Annotated in this window: 15 protein-coding genes and 3 pseudogenes; 13 read left to right on the top strand and 5 right to left on the bottom strand. The window is 55.9% G+C overall.

Annotation, left to right across the window (positions count from 1 at the left end; all coding sequences use genetic code 11):
* Both CCASEI_RS09935 and CCASEI_RS09930 read left to right on the top strand, forming a co-directional pair.
* Entirely contained in the window at window positions 1-414 is a 414-nt protein-coding gene (locus CCASEI_RS09935; protein WP_025387894.1) for a DoxX family protein, read from the top strand.
* Entirely contained in the window at window positions 401-1,090 is a 690-nt protein-coding gene (locus CCASEI_RS09930; RefSeq protein WP_025387893.1) for a membrane protein, read from the top strand. Before CCASEI_RS09935 ends, CCASEI_RS09930 begins: the two co-directional genes overlap by 14 nt.
* 34 nt (window positions 1,091-1,124) lie before the next feature.
* Here the strand turns inward: CCASEI_RS09930 and CCASEI_RS09925 are convergent, their stop codons facing one another.
* On the bottom strand, window positions 1,125-2,279 hold the full coding sequence (locus CCASEI_RS09925) for an MFS transporter (protein ID WP_025387892.1): 1,155 nt from the start codon (window positions 2,277-2,279) through the stop codon (window positions 1,125-1,127).
* 177 nt (window positions 2,280-2,456) lie between these two features.
* On the opposite strand from CCASEI_RS09925, the gene CCASEI_RS09920 reads away from it, so the two are divergent.
* Complete coding sequence (locus CCASEI_RS09920; protein WP_025387891.1) at window positions 2,457-3,362, top strand: RNase H family protein; 906 nt, start codon at window positions 2,457-2,459, stop codon at window positions 3,360-3,362.
* A 12-nt stretch (window positions 3,363-3,374) separates the two neighbouring features.
* On the opposite strand, the gene CCASEI_RS09915 is transcribed toward CCASEI_RS09920, so the two are convergent.
* The 3 genes and pseudogenes from CCASEI_RS09915 to CCASEI_RS15245 form a co-directional block, all read right to left on the bottom strand.
* A complete protein-coding gene (locus tag CCASEI_RS09915) occupies window positions 3,375-3,842 on the bottom strand; it encodes a hypothetical protein (RefSeq protein ID WP_038574641.1) in 468 nt (155 codons plus the stop codon).
* Between the two features lie 63 nt (window positions 3,843-3,905).
* A pseudogene (locus CCASEI_RS09910) lies at window positions 3,906-4,789 on the bottom strand (polysaccharide deacetylase family protein).
* Between the two features lie 34 nt (window positions 4,790-4,823).
* Entirely contained in the window at window positions 4,824-5,465 is a 642-nt protein-coding gene (locus CCASEI_RS15245; RefSeq protein ID WP_169731181.1) for an asparaginase, read from the bottom strand.
* Here CCASEI_RS15245 and CCASEI_RS14795 point away from each other — a divergent pair.
* From CCASEI_RS14795 to CCASEI_RS15615, 3 genes and pseudogenes are all read left to right on the top strand, one after another.
* Window positions 5,432-5,728, top strand: a pseudogene (locus tag CCASEI_RS14795) (SDR family oxidoreductase); the annotation flags it as partial. The gene CCASEI_RS15245 and the pseudogene CCASEI_RS14795 overlap by 34 nt on opposite strands.
* A gap of 60 nt (window positions 5,729-5,788) precedes the next feature.
* Window positions 5,789-6,073: an SDR family NAD(P)-dependent oxidoreductase gene (locus tag CCASEI_RS15620; RefSeq protein ID WP_025387889.1), complete on the top strand. Its 285-nt coding sequence runs from the start codon at window positions 5,789-5,791 to the stop codon at window positions 6,071-6,073.
* Window positions 5,955-6,449, top strand: a pseudogene (locus CCASEI_RS15615) (SDR family NAD(P)-dependent oxidoreductase); the annotation flags it as partial. The gene CCASEI_RS15620 and the pseudogene CCASEI_RS15615, both read left to right, overlap by 119 nt.
* A gap of 147 nt (window positions 6,450-6,596) precedes the next feature.
* Here the strand turns inward: CCASEI_RS15615 and CCASEI_RS09900 are convergent.
* Window positions 6,597-8,141, bottom strand: coding sequence for a dolichyl-phosphate-mannose--protein mannosyltransferase (locus CCASEI_RS09900; RefSeq protein WP_225868468.1), 1,545 nt, complete (start codon window positions 8,139-8,141; stop codon window positions 6,597-6,599).
* A 13-nt stretch (window positions 8,142-8,154) separates the two neighbouring features.
* On the opposite strand from CCASEI_RS09900, the gene rsmI reads away from it, so the two are divergent.
* The 7 genes from rsmI to rsmA all read left to right on the top strand — a co-directional run bounded on the left by rsmI (window position 8,155) and on the right by rsmA (window position 17,738).
* Window positions 8,155-8,994 (top strand): 16S rRNA (cytidine(1402)-2'-O)-methyltransferase, encoded by an 840-nt coding sequence (rsmI, locus tag CCASEI_RS09895; protein WP_006823019.1) that lies wholly within the window; start codon window positions 8,155-8,157, stop codon window positions 8,992-8,994.
* Window positions 8,995-9,204: 210 nt separating this feature from the next.
* The gene (locus CCASEI_RS09890) at window positions 9,205-11,061 is read left to right on the top strand and encodes a BCCT family transporter (protein WP_025387886.1); all 1,857 of its coding nucleotides are present in this window, start codon (window positions 9,205-9,207) and stop codon (window positions 11,059-11,061) included.
* A gap of 65 nt (window positions 11,062-11,126) precedes the next feature.
* Window positions 11,127-12,971, top strand: a complete 1,845-nt coding sequence (gene metG / locus CCASEI_RS09885) for a methionine--tRNA ligase (protein WP_025387885.1) — start codon at window positions 11,127-11,129, stop codon at window positions 12,969-12,971.
* Window positions 12,972-13,300: 329 nt separating this feature from the next.
* Window positions 13,301-14,542, top strand: a complete 1,242-nt coding sequence (locus tag CCASEI_RS09880) for an MFS transporter (protein ID WP_025387884.1) — start codon at window positions 13,301-13,303, stop codon at window positions 14,540-14,542.
* Window positions 14,543-14,611: 69 nt separating this feature from the next.
* The gene (locus CCASEI_RS09875) at window positions 14,612-15,442 is read left to right on the top strand and encodes a TatD family hydrolase (protein ID WP_025387883.1); all 831 of its coding nucleotides are present in this window, start codon (window positions 14,612-14,614) and stop codon (window positions 15,440-15,442) included.
* A 292-nt stretch (window positions 15,443-15,734) separates the two neighbouring features.
* Window positions 15,735-16,883, top strand: a complete 1,149-nt coding sequence (locus tag CCASEI_RS09870; RefSeq protein ID WP_025387882.1) for a resuscitation-promoting factor — start codon at window positions 15,735-15,737, stop codon at window positions 16,881-16,883.
* Window positions 16,884-16,904: 21 nt separating this feature from the next.
* On the top strand, window positions 16,905-17,738 hold the full coding sequence (gene rsmA, locus CCASEI_RS09865) for a 16S rRNA (adenine(1518)-N(6)/adenine(1519)-N(6))-dimethyltransferase RsmA (protein ID WP_025387881.1): 834 nt from the start codon (window positions 16,905-16,907) through the stop codon (window positions 17,736-17,738).
* Window positions 17,739-17,743 lie beyond the last annotated feature (5 nt).

The following is a 17,743-nucleotide window of genomic DNA, read 5'->3' as shown; positions in this document are numbered from 1 at the left end:
ATGAACTCACCCATTGTCCGCGATGCTGCGCTGCTAATCTTCCGCGTAGTACTCGGACTGGTGTTTATCGCCCATGGCGTGGACAAGCTTTTCTTTCCAGGCATGGATGACACCATCGGACAATTCTCGGCGTGGGGTGTCCCGCAGCCGCAGATTTTCGGGTGGGTCGTCGCCATCGGTGAGCTCGCCGCAGGCACAATGCTGGTCATTGGTTTGCTCGCTACATTTGCCGCCGGCATGCTTGCGGTGTTGTGCGCGCTGTCGGTGTACTTTGTTCACTTTGGCAACGGCTTTTTCGTGGAAGAAGGCGGGTTCGAGTACACCGTCGTGCTGTGCGTGGCATTATTGATGGTTGTAGTATTCGGTTCTGGTCGTGCGAGTTTAGATGGGGTGTTAAGTCGTGTTGAATCATGACCAGGTCCAAGACGCCCTGTCCGCCCGCATGGACGGCGAGGATTATGACCTAGAAGATGACGTCATTGACACCCACGTTGCCCACTGTGCACAGTGCAAGGCATTCCAAGAACGCGCCGCAAAGTTGTCGTTCTCACTGACGCCGAATAAGCCTTTAGAACCCACACGTGAGCTTGCAGAGACCATCCTGGCGGAAGTTGAACCAGAGTGGCGTCGTGTCTCGGGCAGCCGTTTGGCCAGCCTGGCTGGCGCGCGCGTAGCTCTGGTGGTTCTGGCGACTATCTTCTTTATCTGGGCAGTTACCCTCATCATCGCGTCGGGCCCATTCACCGGCGTGGCCGAGGGCGGAGCCTTGCTCAACCCAGATGCTAACCAGGTGGAGGCAGAGCATCTCATTGAAGCAGCTGGGCTGCGTTTGGGCTTTGCTGCTGGCATGGTTTTCTGTGCCTGGCGCCCGCACCTAGTGGGCGGCTTGTTGCCCGTTGTGGCCACCGCCTTCTTCTTCCTGTCTGGTTTTGCCATGCGCGATGTCGCGCTGGGAACCTTGAGCATCAGCCAGGTCTACACCCTGTGTGGAATGGGCATTTCAGCTCTCGTGATGTTTTGGATGTGGCTGGCTGACCGCGGATTCTTCATCCGCCAGATGTGGAAGAATCTTTCCGCCGACCCGCACTAGCATCGCGTCAACGTAGAAGCCGGCTCCTTCCAAGCTAGACCAGATAACCGCGCTTGATTTGCAGCGCGCGAAGTATTGCAGAGGCGAATGCGAGCACAGCAATAACAATCAGTGGGGCAGCGTAGCCAACGCGCGGAGTAATCACGTCAAAGAGTACCGGGAACGCGAACCCGAAATAGGTGAAGACGTAATAGAAGCCAATGCCGGTGCCGTGCTTTTCCACAGGAGTGTAGGTGTTGACGCCCAGTAGTCCCTCGCGCAGGCACAGGCCATAGGCGGTACCAAGCAGTACTGCAGTGATGACGAACATCGGAACGGAGATAGTCTCGCCACCGAAGGCGGCAAGGCCATAGCCGACGGTGGCAAACAGCGCACCGGCGGTGCCGGTTTGACGGCCCCACGCAAACTTGCGGCCCGAATACTGTGCAATTAATCCGGCGCTAAAAGCCAGGGCGGAGGAGATGGCTGGCAACAGGATGGGGCTGTTGAAATTGTCTGCGGCGCGCGCGGCAAGGATGACGATGGACGTTGTAATACAGCTAAATACCCAAATAGCCATGGGCAGTGAGACCGCAAGAGCTTTGCGCAGACTACGGGCCTGGGCTTTGATGGTTTCAGTGCCACCACTAATAGGGACCCGCGGTGCATCGCCCAACAGCAGGCCAACTACAACTGCCAAAGCGGAGAGAGAAACACTCAGCGCGAAGAGCAGCTCCTCGCTGTGAGTCATTACGCCAACGGCACTGGCCACAATGGGGCCAATGGCGAAGCCGAGGGTCAAAATGATTCCAGCGAGAGTCACACCGCTGCCGCCGCGAAGCCGGCCGGCCCACGCGGTGCCGGCGCTGACAACCAGGCCGACGCCGGTGCCGACAATAAACCTGCCCAGCAAGATGAGCAGTCCCTCGTGGAGGAACAACAACATGAGGTTGCCCAGCGCTGATAAAATTCCGCCGGTAAGAACCACAAAGCGTGGTCCCCAACGGTCCGCCAACATGCCGCCGATGAGCAGACATGGCAGCATTCCCAGCGCGTAAATGCCGAAGGCAGCGTTGACCATGACACTGGAAACGCCCTCTTGGTCACGGATCAAAACCAGCACGGAAGAGAAATGGTTGGCTGCCCAGCCCGCGGTAAATAGCAGGAGAGTGACACCCAAAAACACGCGGGCAGATTGGCGGGAGCTCATGGGAAGAAACTCTAACCGGCATTGCATTGTATTACAGCGCTTTGGCATTTCACTAGCCCCGTTACCCGCACCAAGGCGCACAAATCGTTCGAGCAATTCGAATACGTGATGCATCAATGTCTAAGTCGCCGTACATACTGTGAGTCATCAAAGACCCCGTGAAGAGAGGCAAGACCGATGAGTGCAACCGCGGTGATTCTTCAAAATCGCTTTTCCAATGATGGTGCGACTATTTTGTCCGTAGCTGTTGATGGCCGAATGGTCCATGAATCCTGGAATCACACGGTTAGTACCAACGACGCACGCGCGCAGATGATTGATGCATTTCTGGATTTGTGGAATGTCTACTGTGAGCAGGGGCTAGTGCTTTATGTGTCTTCGCGGACCGTTCGCAACCTGTTGAAAGAGCAGCAAGAGCTTTTCGATGGCCTTCTCATCCGCGACACCATCACCGGCTCGATGTTCCGTAAGACCTGGGATGTCTGCAGCGCTTCGCACCACAAGCAGCGACGCGAAAAGCGTCCACTGCCGAGCGAGATTGAAAAGGAGCCAACCCCACTTGTTGTGGTGGCAACGGATGCTTCCAAGGGCAAGAACAGTAAGACCGTAGGTCTTTCTGCAGTGAACTCCTGCGGCATAATTAAGACGCACGAAATGGAGTTGAACTCGATTTTCGATGGTGAACTATCCGCCATCAATTTCGCCCTGCAGCAGTTTGGAAAGAATGTTAAGCGACTCGAAGTACTGACCGATTCCCGCCAGGCTATTCAGTACATCCAGGGTCGCACGAGCCTGCAGTCAACCTCCGGCCTTGTCCTCAAAAAGACGATTAAGCGGCTCACCGCTGAGGGCGTTGAACTGCATTTCACCTGGGTGCGTGGACACAACGGTCACGCATTGAATGACTGCGCGGATCGAGCTGCGCGGATCGCACGACGATGCAAGCAGCTAGGTACCGACAACAAAACCCAGCTCCTCGCAAACCTGCGAGTTGAGCTGGGGAAGAAAATTGTCGGCCGAACGCCAGAATCCTGGCTGACACCAAAGAAATCGAATACTAGAGGGCTGTCTTCAGTGGCGTAGTTTGGAAAGTATTTAGGGGTGGGAGAGATGCCCCGGATGTGCTTGGAGGTGTTGTCCTTCACCGAAGGTGGCAGTGACAGCGCCTTCGAATGCGCAGGTATGAGCACCGAGGGCAAATGCGGCTAGCTTCATATGTGCTGGAAGATGCTTAACTTTAGTGAGTACTTCGGGCGGGTTATCGCCTTGAATATCCGTACTGAGCCACGGAGAACTGCCATCCTCGATCCGCTGCGGAGCTGGAATATTCAACAGAGCCTGTTCTAGTTCCTCCCAACTGCGGTGGCGTGCTTGAGGGATCAAAGCTTGAATTAGCTCGTCGAGGGTTTGTGCCGGGGTGCTAGCACCGGTTGGTTTCTTAACCATCCAACCGCGTGAAATCTCAGAGACTTTCACATTGGAGACCAAAGCGTTGAGACAACGCGCGATGTCGCGCCGCCGCAACGGGCCCGCAACAATCGGCCCGGCCCAATCGGGTTTCACTCCACACGCACCGCACACGGCACAAACCTCCTTGACGTGCTTTTGCTCTAAAGAGCGTTGAACTTACTTCTTATCGCGAGGATTCGCCGCGAGGAAATCATCCGCAATCTGATCGAAGGTTGCGAACTCAACACCGTCGTGGGACTTGAAGTGCTCAATGAGACGCTCCAGCATGAGCAGCACCTGCGGGCGGCCGGAGACATCCGGGTGCAAGGTGATTGGGAAAATTGCGTTGTCATACTCGCGGTAAACCCAATCAAACTGGTCGCGCCAGATTTCCTCAACATCGCGTGGGTTAACAAAGCCGTGGCTGTTAGGGGAGGACTTGATGAACATCATTGGAGGAAGGTCATCCAAGTACCAGCTGGCTGGAATCTCAACAAGGTCGGTCTCCTCACCACGAACAAGTGGCTTCATCCACTCGGAGGCTGGCTTGTCATAGTCAATTGGAGTCCAAGAGTCACCCACGCGGACGTAGTACGGCTCATGGTCACGGTGCATCAGAGAGTGGTCATACTTGATGCCGCGCTCAATGAGCAGCTCGTTGGTGACGTGGGAGAACTCCCACCACGGTGCAACATAACCAGTTGGGCGGGAACCAGTGCGGTTGGTGATCAGGTCAATGCAGTAGTCGAGGATGTCTGCTTCTTGCTCACGGGTCATCGCCAGAGGGTTCTCATGTGAATAGCCGTGGACACCGATCTCAAATCCTTCATTGACCGTGAGGTCAAACTGCTCAGGGAAAGTCTCAATGGAATGTCCTGGCCAGAAGAAAGTAGCTGGAAGGTCATACTTCTTCATCAACTTAACCAGACGGGGGATCCTACTTCACCAGCGAAAACGCCTCGGGAGATGTCGCCAGGAGAGTCTTCACCGCCGTAGGAACCCGACCAGCCACCGACTGCGTCGACATCGATGCCGAACGCGATAGTTATTTTCTTGCTCATGATCTTGGACCTTTCAAATTTGAAGTGCAGAGAATTAAATGTGTTCAGCTAAGACATCAGGTGAAATGACTTGCTGCTGAGATAACAACAATGCAAGCAGGATTCTTGCCTGCGACCAGGGGAGGCTCCCCATAGACAGCGCGCCGGCATTGAGAAGATCAGATGCGCCACCGCTTCCATAAAGCGGGAGTACGGCACCCTCTGGAACTCGAGTCGACAATCCGACTGTTATACCGGACGCTACCGCCTTAGTTACCCAGTCCAACCAGGCATGATTTCCATTTCCTGCGCCTGTGCCCAAAAGGATTACTCCCTTAGCGCCAGCATCAAGGCAGGCTTCGGCCGAAACCGCGTCGCTCCCTGGGTGAGAGACAACGACATCAACGCGAGTTGAGTCGAAAGCTTCAGGCGGAAGCGCAATCGGACGTGCTCGGCGAGGAAAAGAATGAAAACTGACCTGTTTGATAGAGCGAGATGATCCATCCCCACTTATTTCTGCAGAAGCAGGAGTATCGGTAACTGAACCGCATGGGGCGACGCCACCGAAGGGGGAAGGATTTGTTGTGTGAAGTTTCGTTGTTCCTCGCGCAGGATTAATCCCTCCTGCGAAGACCACAAGTACTCCACGGCCACTAGCCTCCGGCGAAGTCAGGGCTGCAGGGGCTGTGTCGCTCATTAGCGGTTGAACTTGCTCCGCGACAGATTCGCGCGAACACGATCATTCCTGGCCTGATTGAAAGCCCACAATCAGTGGATGGCAAGAATTCTCTGGGTAAGGATGGCCTGGACGCTGCGGGAAGCTATATCCCTTGGGGACGGGTTGGCACCACTAGAGAATGTGCACGAGCAATACGCTTCTTGACTTCTGACGATGCTGCGTTTGTTACTGGGCAGCTGCTTATTGTCGATGGTGGTCAGACGGTGCGTTGGACAAGTTAGTCCAGTCAATTGAAACAGAAGCAGACACACAATACTGACTTAAGGAGTAAGGAAGAAAAGATGGCAATTGGACCTCAACTCACCGGCAAAGTTGCAGTTGTTACTGGTGGCGCAAACGGCATCGGTGCTGCTATTGCAGAACTTTTTGGTGAGCACGGCGCGCCCGTTGCGGTAGTCGATCTCAATCTAGAGAACGCGCAAAAGATAGCCGAGAAGATTGTGAACAATGGCGAGACTGCGAAAGCTTGCACCCTCGATGTCACAGATGCCGCGGCCTCTGAGCAGACAATGGATGAAGTTGCCTCCGAATTCGGCGGCATCCGTGACTGCAGCAGGAACCCTTGATCAGCAAGACTTCCTCGAAATGACCGAGGAAACTTTTGACCGAACAATAGGAATCGACCTCAAAGGAGTCTTCCTCTCGGGACGCTTCGCGGCGCCGCATATGGTCACACGTGGTGGCGGATGCATCATCAATATTGCTTCCCAAACGGCCATCAAAGGGGCAGTCAGCTTGGCACACTACGTGGCGGCCAAAGCCGGAGTAATCGGTATGACAAAATCAATGGCTCTGGATTTGGCAGAACACAATATCCTGGTCAACGCCATCGCGCCGGGCCCAATTGAGACTCCATTGTTTGGCGGTATTACCCAGCAGTGGCGTGATGAGAAGCAAAAAGAATTGCCCATTGGGCACTTCGGCAAAGTCGAAGAAGTCGCGCCAACAGCGTTGCTGCTCGCTTCCTCACTAGGCGGAGATATCTATACCGGGCAAACACTGGGGCCTAATTCCGGTGATGTGATGCCTTTAGGAAGCAACACCTTCGTTCTTAGATTTGAGCTCTTGGTGGGGTGTTCTGCGTGGAGTTTAGCGCCAGTTCTCCATCCACATCAGCGACTCATACCAGGAGTCGGGGATGGTGTAGCCGTAGAGGATCGGGGAGAAGTAGACGAACATAGCGACTACAGCGCCAAGATACGAGTACACGGCGATGGTGCCCCAGGGGGCGCGCGATGGCAGGAGCCAGCGGACTACTTTACCGTGGCCCGCTAACTGGCCGAGGATGAGCGCGAGTGCCACGATGACAAACGGAATCAGTGGGGCGGCGTAGAAGAAATACATCTGGCGGTCATAGGCCGCAAGCCACGGCAGGTAGCCGGCGGCGAAGCCGATGAGTGGGACAACAAAGCGGCGGTCGCTGCGCATGAGTACGCACCACAGTGACCACAGCAGGATCGGGATGACCAGCCACCAGATAATCGGGGTGCCGAACAGGTAGATCATCTGCCGGCAGGTGCTGCCATCAAAGCACTGCAGATCCGTGTTGGAGTAATACAGAATCGGACGTCCAGCCACCAACCATTCCACGGGCTTGGAATCCCACGGATGCTTGTGTCCGCCTGAGGTAGTTAGCGAGGAGTGAAACTCCAGCACAGTTTGGTGGTAATAGAAGAAACTGGCCAGAGGATCCGGCAACACGTGCAGCAGTGATTCGCGCGGGACCGTGCCGTCGTGCATCGCGTGGCGGTAGACGGCGGTTTCTGTACCGAACCAATTGCGCCAAGACCAGAAATACAGTGCTACCGGTAAGGCGACGATGGAGGCGAGGGCGGCGGGGATATCGCGAAGCAAAGTTCCCACAACATAGCGCTTGACGCCGTAGCGGCGGCGCAACCACAAATCGGCAAAGACCGTGGCGAGGCCGAAAAATGCCATGTAGTACAGGCCAGACCACTTCACGCTCAGCGCAAGACCGAGCGCAACGCCGGCGGCGAAACGCCACCAGCGAAAACCGATGCGCGGACCAAACGGTGAGTTGCCCAGCATGCCGTTGGCCCAGGCCTCATGCAGCCGGTTGTGCACCTGCTGGTGATCCCGCACCAATGCCCACGCGGCAACCACCACGAAGAAAGTGAGGAAGATATCCAACATGCCGAACTTCGCCGTGACCAGCAAGACACCATCGAAAACCGCGATTATGCCCGCAAAAGTAGCCACCTGCCAGGAGCCAGAAAGTCGGCGCGCCAGCGACATAATCATCAGCACCGTGCCCACGCCAAATAGCGCAGCCATCACGCGCCAACCCATCGGGGTGTAGCCAAAGAGCTGCTCACCCCAAGAAATAATCTCCTTCGCGAACGGCGGGTGCACCACTAGGCCATAGCCCGGGTTCAGCTCCGTTCCGGCCTTCGCAATATCCCACGCCTGCGGTACGTAATGCTTCTCATCAAAAATCGGCGTACCCGACGACGTCGGAGCAGTTAGCCCAATGAAACGCGTAGCAAACGCGAGCACGGCAACCAGCAGCGTAGAAATCAGGTCCGTGCGGTGCCACACGTAAACACGCGGTGGCGCCGGCGGAGCAAGTCGCCGAGTTCCGGGGTGGGATTGAAGTGTAGGCACCTGAGTCATCATAATGGAAGATATGAACCCCCAAGACCTTCCGCGCGGAGTAGTGCTCGCCGCGACCCCACTGGGCAACATGACAGACGCGACAGACAGGTTGAAACAGGGCCTAGCTGGCGCCGATGTCATCGCCGCCGAAGACACCCGCCGCGTGCGCAACCTAGCCCAAGCGCTAGGCATCGAAATTAAAGGTCAGGTGGTCTCCAACTTCGACCACAACGAAGAGCAGCGATCAAAGCAGCTTATTGATGCCGCCCGTACCGGCACCGTCCTCGTTGTCACCGATGCCGGCATGCCTTTAGTCTCCGACCCAGGCCACTCCATCGTGGTGGCTGCTGCCAACGCTGGTGTGCCAGTGACCTGTTTCCCGGGGGCATCGGCAGTGACCACCGCCCTAGCCCTTTCGGGGTTATCCGTCGGCCGTTTTATCTTCGACGGCTTCGTGCCGCGCAAATCTGGGCAGCGCCAAAAGTGGCTCGAAAGCCTGCGCTCTGAATCCCGCGCGGTGGTGTTTTTCGAGTCGCCGCATCGGCTAGCTGAAACCCTGGCCCAAGCCGTCGATGTCCTTGGCGCTGAACGCCAAGCCGTGGTGTGCCGTGAGCTGACTAAGAAATTTGAGGAAATCCGCCGCGGCAGCCTCGGGGAGTTGGCCGAATGGGCCGTGGACAATGCGCGTGGTGAAATCACCGTCGTTCTCGATGGCGGCAGCGAACAGCTTGTGTCTGTTGAATCCCTGCTGCCGGAGGTAGAAAAACTAGTCAGCTCCGGCATGCGTTTGAAAGACGCCTGCAAGTACGTCACCGAAGGAACTGGCGTATCCAACCGAGAGCTGTACCAAGCGGCACTGGGAAGATCTTAAAAACTCCTGTTAGACAGCGCACAAATCCATAAACGTTATTCAACCGTTACTTTCTATATGGAAAACGAAAATAACGACGGAGATAACGGCCATGTGCATGAAGTTAGCAGCTATGGCACTATTTTTGCGGCCTGGGTACTTTGAAATTAGTTTCAAAACGTTGCCAAATCAGCTTGCTATGCGCCTTGTTTGTCCAGCATTCTATTAGCTATGACTACTGGAGATCCCGATTTTTCACAAGAAAGGCAGCCTGGCAACAGCCAGGCTGAAAATGTTGATGGAGCAGTCACCCGCCAGGTGGCTGAGAACGACACCTACGAAACGAATGAATCTGCAACCGGTCAGCTAGCGTCCATGCTGGACACTGACTTCAATCCTTCTGCGCACCCTGTAGAAGAAGAGATTGAACTCGCTGCAGATCAAAAAGACGCCAAGATTGATTGGACGATCACCGGTATCGCCGGTGTGCTTGTCGCTGCAGTAGTGGTGTGGGGCCTCTCTGCCCCAGACACCTTCGCAGATGTTTCAGCTAAAGCCCTGAACTTTGTTGTTAACAACTTCGGCTGGGCATTCATCCTGTTCACCACAGTCTTTGTCGTCTTCGTTATTGGTATCGCCGCATCTAAGTTTGGCTCCATCAAACTGGGCGCGATCAACGAAGAGCCGGAATTCTCAACGGTATCGTGGATTTCCATGATGTTCGCCGCCGGCATGGGCATTGGTTTGATGTTCTACGGTGCATCTGAGCCACTCGCTTTCTACCGCGACGGCGTACCAGGGCATCAGCCCAATGAAGTGGGCACCGCCATGGCAACCGCCATGTTCCACTGGACCCTCCACCCATGGGCAATCTACGCGATTATCGGCTTGGCTATTGCTTACTCCACGTTCCGTATCGGCCGTAAGCAGCTGCTGTCTTCCGCCTTCGTCCCGCTCATCGGTGAGAAAGGCGCTGCCGGTCCACTTGGCAAGCTGATTGACATCCTGGCTATCTTCGCCACTGTATTCGGCACCGCTTGTTCCCTGGGCCTGGGTGCGCTGCAGATCCAAGCTGGTTTGCAGGCTTCCGGCATAGTGGACAACCCATCCAACAGCGTTGTCCTAGGTATCGTTCTGGTTCTGACCCTGGCGTTTATCCTGTCCGCACTTTCTGGCGTGGGCAAGGGCATTCAGTACCTCTCTAACGCCAACATGGTCATGGCAGCTCTGCTGGCAATCTTCGTGTTCATTGTTGGTCCTTCCGTGACCATCTTGAACTTGGTTCCAGGTTCCGTTGGTAACTACCTGGCTAACTTCACTGAAATGATTGGTCGCACCGCTGCGTCCGCTGACGGTACCGCTGGTGAGTGGCTGTCGGGCTGGACCATCTTCTACTGGGCATGGTGGATTTCTTGGTCCCCATTCGTGGGTATGTTCTTGGCACGTATTTCTCGCGGCCGCAGCGTTCGCGAATTCTGCCTTGGCGTCATGCTGGTTCCTGCCGGTGTTTCCACCATCTGGTTCGCAATTTTCGGCGGCACCGCAATTCACTTGGAGCAAAACGGTCAGTCCATTTCCGGTGAGTCCACTGAGGCAGAGCTGTTTAACCTGCTGCAGTCCTTCCCTGGTGGTTCGGTTGCCGCAGTAATCGGCATGATCCTGCTGGCTACCTTCTTCATTACCTCGGCCGACTCTGCATCGACAGTAATGGGCTCTATGTCCCAAAACGGCCGCTCGAACGCTACTCCGTGGCTGTCTGCCATCTGGGGTGTTCTCACCGCAGCCGTAGGCCTGGTGCTGCTGTTGACCGGTGAAGACGCACTGACCAACCTGCAAAACGTCACCATCGTTGCCGCATCCCCATTCCTCATCGTGCTCATCTTCTTGATGTTCGCGATTGTTAAGGACCTGCGCAATGACGTTATCTACGTTGAATACCGCGAAGCTCAAGCCTTCCAGCGCAAGCTGGCCCGTGAGCGCCGTATTCACCGCGAAGTACAGCAAAAAGAAGACAACAAGCGTCGTCGTTCCGAGCGACTCGCGAAGGCTGGCGCGAAAGTCAGCTCTAAGGCTAAGAACAACAAGTAGCTGATTGCCCCTGAAATTCTGGGGTCAAATTCACAGACGCCTTCTACTTGGATAAAGTAGAGCGCATGACTGAGTCTGTAGTAGTAAACGTTGCCTGGCCGTATGCCAATGGACCCCGCCACATCGGACACGTGGCGGGGTTTGGTGTTCCCTCCGACGTGTTCGCACGCTTCCAGCGAATGCGTGGGCGCAACGTACTCATGGTCTCCGGCACGGATGAGCACGGCACTCCTTTGTTGGTCCAGGCTGACAAAGAAGGCGTGAGCGTTCGCGACCTTGCGGACCGCTACAACCGCCAGATTGTGGAAGACCTTGCTGGTCTAGGCCTGTCTTATGACATGTTTACCCGTACCTCCACGCGTAACCACTACGCCGTTACCCAGGAACTGTTCAAGGGCCTTTATGCGAACGGCTACATGATTAAAGAATCCACCCAGGGTGCTATCTCCCCATCAACCGGCCGCACCTTGCCTGACCGCTACATTGAGGGCGAGTGCCCAATCTGTCACGCGGACGGTGCGCGTGGTGATCAGTGCGATAACTGCGGTAACCAGCTGGACCCTATTGACCTGATCAACCCGGTATCTAAGATCAACGGCGAAACTCCACAGTTCGTGGAAACTGAGCACTTCCTTCTTGACCTGCCTTCCATTGCGGATGCTTTGACCGAGTGGCTCAAGTCCCGCGAAGACTGGCGCCCAAATGTTTTGAAGTTCTCTTTGAACCTGATCAAAGACATGCGCCCACGCGCCATGACCCGTGATATTGACTGGGGTATCCCAATTCCAATTGAGGGCTGGGAAAACAATGACGCGAAGAAGCTCTACGTGTGGTTCGACGCTGTTATTGGCTATTTGTCTTCTTCAATCGAGTGGGCTTACCGCAGCGGCAACCCTGATGCCTGGAAGGACTTCTGGCAGGACCCAGAGGTGCGCCATTACTACTTCATGGGCAAAGACAACATCACCTTCCACTCCCAGATCTGGCCAGCGGAGCTACTTGGCTACGCCGGCAAGGGCTCCAAGGGCGGCGAGGCGCACAAGTACGGTGACCTCAACTTGCCAACGGAGATTGTTTCTTCGGAGTTCTTGACCATGTCAGGCTCGAAGTTCTCATCCTCCAAGGGTGTTGTCATCTATGTTAAGGACTTCCTCAAGGAGTTCGGTCCAGATGCACTGCGTTACTTCATTGCGGTGGCTGGTCCAGAAAACAATGACACTGATTTCACCTGGGATGAGTTTGTCCGCCGTATCAACAATGAGCTGGCCAACGGCTGGGGCAACCTGGTCAACCGCACGGTGTCGATGGCGAACAAGAACTTCGGTGAAGTTCCAGTTCCAGCGTCATTGACCGAAGCTGACACCAAGATTCTGGCGCTGGCGGAGGAAACCCTTGCTACCGCGGGTGAGTACCTGGAAGCATCCAAGTTTAAGGCTGCTATCACCGCTGCTATGCACGTTGTTGGTGAAGCCAACGCCTACATTGCGGACCAGGAGCCATGGAAGCTGGCCAAGGATGAAACTCAGCGTGAGCGTCTTGCCACCGTGCTGTGGACTGCACTGCAGGTAGTTTCTGACTGCAACGTCATGCTCACCCCGTTCTTGCCACACACCGCGCAACAGGTTCACGAGACCCTCGGCCGCACCGGCGTCTGGGCTGCGCGTCCTGAGATCCACGAGGTTAAGGACGACGCTCCTGTTGACCTGGTTGGCACTAACCTTCCTGCAGAAAACCGCGAGTACCCAATCATCACCGGTGACTACGATTCCCAGCAGGCCACCTGGGCACGCATCGATGTGGTACCAGGCACCAAGCTGGACAAGCCAAAGCCGCTCATTGCCAAGCTCGACCCTGAACTCGGCGTTACCGGCCCGGAGTGGGCACCAGTTGTTCCAAAGGAAGACGCTTAGGTTCTGAGCAATTGCCCTTAGCTTGGGGAGACTTTGAACAGGGAGGAGCGGTTAGCACAGTGCTGACCGCTCCTTCCTCTTTCGCCGGTGCCAGACAGGTTTTGGGCCTAGTGAACCTGAATGAAGAAAATGACAGTTCTTAACAGGGTGGCGTAGCCTGAATGGACGCGCTTTCGAAGAAGGTGCTGCTTTAATCTTTTTGCGCCTCGTGCGCTTTTTATTTTGTGCCACTGGCCGGATGGTCAGTGGTCTTGACATGGAGTTCCCGATTGGGCGCTTGGGTGCTTCGGTGAATTCGTGGCGTGTGTGAAAGAAATTGGGTGAAAGAGGTGTCTAAAGCCGTCAAAGTAGGGTTTGGACTGGCGGTATTCGCGGTGGCTATAACGGCGATTAACCTGCGTGCGGGTGTGTCATCGCTGGCGCCTGTCATTGGCCAGGTGGCTGAATCCTTCGGGGTGAGCAGCTCCACCGCGGGTATTTTGACCTCTTTGCCGGGATTCTGTTTCGCCATCATGGGGTGGTTGGCGGTGCCGATCGCTCGGCGTTTGGGTCTATCGCCAACGCTCGTGGCGGGCAGCGTGGCGCTGCTAGTTGGTTTGGCAATCCGCCCATTTATAGACAGCTATTTACCGTTCTTTGTGCTGACCGTTGTGCTTGTTGCGGGTATTGCGGTGGCAAATATTTTGCTGCCAGCCTGGGTAAAAGAACACAGCCGAGGCACTAATCAGGTGCGGTTGATGATGACATACACCGCAATGTTGGGCGCCTCCGGCGCGATTGGTCCGCTGTCCGCACTATTTTTCAGCGGCTCCTCTGCATGGCGCTGGGCGCTCGGGGTGTGGGTGGTACCGGTTATTGTCCAAACCATCGTCTGGGCCATTGTGCTCAGCAAGACCAAGCGGGACATTCCCTCCACTGGTGTCATGCCGGATCCGGATGAACTGGCAGAAGCGTCGCCAAAGGCAAACTCCAATCCAGGTGGCTCTTTGCTTAAGTCCCCAACGGCGATTGCCATGCTGCTCTTCTTTGGTATTCAATCCGCCGGCGCCTATGCGCAAATGGGCTGGCTGCCGGCCATCCTCGTTGAAGATGGCGTGAGGGAATCCACGGCCAGCATTGCGCTGGCACTCCTTGGTGGCTTCAACGTCATCGGCGGTGTGCTCATGCCATGGCTGCTGTCGCGTCTCAACAGCGTGGTTCCGCTGCCCATCATCTTGGGCGCAATCACCACCACCGGTTGGCTGGGCGTCATGTCCGCGCCAACTGCAGCACCGTTGCTGTGGGCATCGCTGCTGGGTATCGGCGGCATGTGCTTCCCACTGGCGCTGGCACTGTTGACTGCGCGTACCCGTTCGCCACTGGTGACAGCACGTTTATCCGGATTTGTGCAGCCAGGAGGTTACATCATCGCCGGCATCGTGCCTCTCGTCATGGGCTTCCTTTATTCCTCAACCGGTTCTTGGGACGCAGCATTGATCATGGTCACCGTCATGAGTCTGGCGCTGATTATCTTTGGCGTTCGCGCAGCACGCAACGTCTATATCGATGATGAGCTCGCGCAACAAAGCTAAGACGGTATTTACCTAGCCACACGGCCACCCTTCGGGGTGGCCTTTTTCATGGCTTTTATACTGGGGGACATGTCTAAGAAGAAGCCTCGTCCCATTCCCGTTCCAGCTGAAGGCATCACCGGAGTTATTGATGCCCACACCCACTTAACCTCCTGCAAAGATGATATCCCGGCGCTGATGGAACGCGCCGTGGCCGCAGGTGTGGAGCGCGTGTGCACCGTTGGTGACGGTTTAGAAGAGGCGGCTTTAGCCCTGGACGCAGCACAGTCCGATAAGCGTATCTTCGCCGCCTGTGCGATTCACCCCACCAAGGCGCACACGCTGGATGATGAGGCGAAAGAGCGCTTGAGCGCGATGGCAGCGGATCCGCGCTGCGTGGCAGTCGGGGAGACCGGACTGGATACGTACTGGATTGAGCATTCGCCGGAAGACACTGCACCGCTGGATGTGCAAGAAGCAGCTTTACGATGGCACGCGGATCTCGCCGCGCACGTCAACAAGACACTGATGATCCACAACCGCGAAGCAGACGCCGACTTGATGCGCGTGCTAGCAGAGTGCGCACAAGCACCGGATATTATGCTGCACTGTTTCTCCTCGCCACTAGAGGTTGCCAAAGATGCCCTGGAGCGCGGTTATGTCCTGTCCTTCGCCGGCAACGTGACTTTCAAACGCAATGAGGAACTGCGCCAGGCAGCAGCCCTTGCCTCAGCGGATCAGATCCTCATTGAAACGGATGCTCCTTATATGACCCCGGAACCATTCCGCGGTGCGCGCAATGAGCCCTTGCTGATTGGCCACACCTACCGCTGCGTTGCTGAAGCGCGCAACCAATCGGTGGAGGAGCTGGCTGAGCAAGTACGCGCGAACTTCGACCGCCTGCTCACGCCAAAGGTGTAGTGACCTGCAGAAATAGTTTTGCCTCGTGATGTGAGGAAATCCACACCCTGCATTCATGCAGGTAAAACGTGTCTGCTGTGGTGAATGTTAATAGTGTTCGACTAGTTAAACGGCTTGTCGCTAGCTTCTCGAATGTTACGCAGTGTTACCGTATTGTTATTGATTGTTGTCCTGAAGGTTGCAATTAGCTGCTTTAAGTCTTGCTTCACACGGCGCCAGTACTAAATACACGCGGGCGAGGTGACCTTCAGGGTTTTAAAAGTTAGACCCCAAGACTGATTTAGAAGGTTTCATGTCAACCACGCACCACATCAAGCGAATCAATAACACGCGTTCGCTTCCACTGCGCTTGGCCACCGGCGGCATGCTGGGCACCTTGGCTGTCGGCGGTGTCGTTGCAGTCAACGCTCAAAAAGATGTCACCGTTGATGTCAACGGCGAATTGATTGAGTTGGCGACCTTCTCCACCGACGTCGAAGGCGCGCTGCAGGCAGCGGGTATTGATTATGAGGGCGAAGACCTCATCTACCCTGCGCCGAGTGAATCCTTGGGCAATGGCGAGTCCATTACCGTGCGTACCGCCAAGCCAGTGGCTGTTACTGTAGATGGTGAAGAGAAGACCATGACCTCCACTGCATTGACGGTGGAGGATCTGCTCGGCACCTTGGATTCCGTCACACCAGGCGCAGCTGTTTTGACTGGGGACAAGGAAGCTGACGCAGTAGACAAGATTACGGACGGGATGGCGTTGGAGGTTGTGAGCCCTAAGATCATCTCCATCAAGGATGGTGGCAAGGTAACTTACACCAGCATCGCAGCCAAGACTGTTGGTGATGTACTTGAAGCCCGCGGTATTGACGTTGATGCTGATGACCGCGTGTCCCCAGGCCTGGATGAAGAAGTAGCCGCTGGTACTCAGATTGTGGTTGACCGTGTACAGGTCAAGGAATTTGAACTCACCGAAGACTTCGAGGCTGAGCCACACTATGTTGATGATGACAACATGGAAAAGGGCGAAGAGCGCGTTGTTGAAGAAGGCATGTCTGGTGAGCGCATGCGTGCTATCAAGCAGGTCTTTGTCAATGGCAAGGAAGAGTCCAAGGATGTTGTTGAAGAAAACATCCTGACTGAGCCAAAGCCAGCAACCATCGCACGTGGCACCAAGGAGCCGTCCACTGCGCCATCCGTGGCAGATGGCTCCGTATGGGATTCTCTTGTGCAGTGTGAAGCCACCGGTGACTGGCACATCAACACCGGTAATGGCTTCTCCGGTGGCCTGCAGTTCACCCCAAGCACCTGGCAAGCATTCGGCGGCGGAGAATACGCAGCCGAGGCATACCAGGCATCCCGCGAAGAGCAGATTGCTGTGGCAGAAAAGGTTCAGGCCGCTCAGGGCTGGGGCGCATGGCCTGCCTGTACCGCGAAGATGGGCCTGCGCTAAACCTGCGCTAAGTTAGAGGGCATGTCAAAGTTATTAGGGCCCGTTGAGATTCGAAATCTGGCCGAAAAGCTAGGTGTCAGCCCTACTAAAAAGTGGGGCCAGAATTTCCTGCATGATCCCAACACCATTCGTCGTATTGTCGCGGCAGCAGAATTGTCTGCCGATGACCACGTGGTGGAAGTCGGCCCTGGCCTTGGCTCTTTGACGCTGGGGCTTCTCGATGAAGCAGCATCAGTAACCGCTGTTGAAATCGACCCGCGCCTAGCCGCGGAGCTGCCCGCCACCGTGGAGTGGCGCGCGCCCGAGCATGCGGACAAGCTCACCTTGCTGCACAAAGATGCCCTCAAGATTGACGGCGAGGAGCTCGGCGCACCCACCGCGCTGGTAGCCAACCTGCCGTATAACGTGGCTGTTCCCGTGCTGTTGCACATCCTGGAGCTGTACCCAACGCTCAAGCGCGTTTTGGTTATGGTCCAACTCGAAGTTGCTGACCGCCTCGCTGCCGATCCTGGCTCTAAGGTCTATGGCGTGCCCAGCGTCAAAGCCTCCTTCTACGGTGATGTGCGCAAAGCCGGGAACATCGGCAAGCATGTGTTCTGGCCTGCACCAAACATCGAATCCGGCCTGGTCCGCATTGATCTCTATCCACCCCGCGAGCGCCCAAAGAATCTGTGGCCAATCATCGACGCCGCGTTTGCGCAACGCCGCAAGACCCTACGCGCAGCCCTGTCCGGTTTCTACGGCTCCGGCGTGGCCGCCGAGGAAGCCCTGCGCGCCGCTGACATTGAACCGACCCAGCGTGGTGAAAAGCTCAGCATCGATGACTTCCTGCGCCTGGCAACAGTAGGGGAGTGAACAAG

Origin of the sequence: Corynebacterium casei LMG S-19264, from assembly GCF_000550785.1 — a bacterium.
In the GTDB taxonomy this organism is placed as follows: domain Bacteria; phylum Actinomycetota; class Actinomycetes; order Mycobacteriales; family Mycobacteriaceae; genus Corynebacterium; species Corynebacterium casei.
Note: the sequence above shows the minus strand (reverse complement) of the source record. Positions and strands in the feature narration are given on the sequence as shown.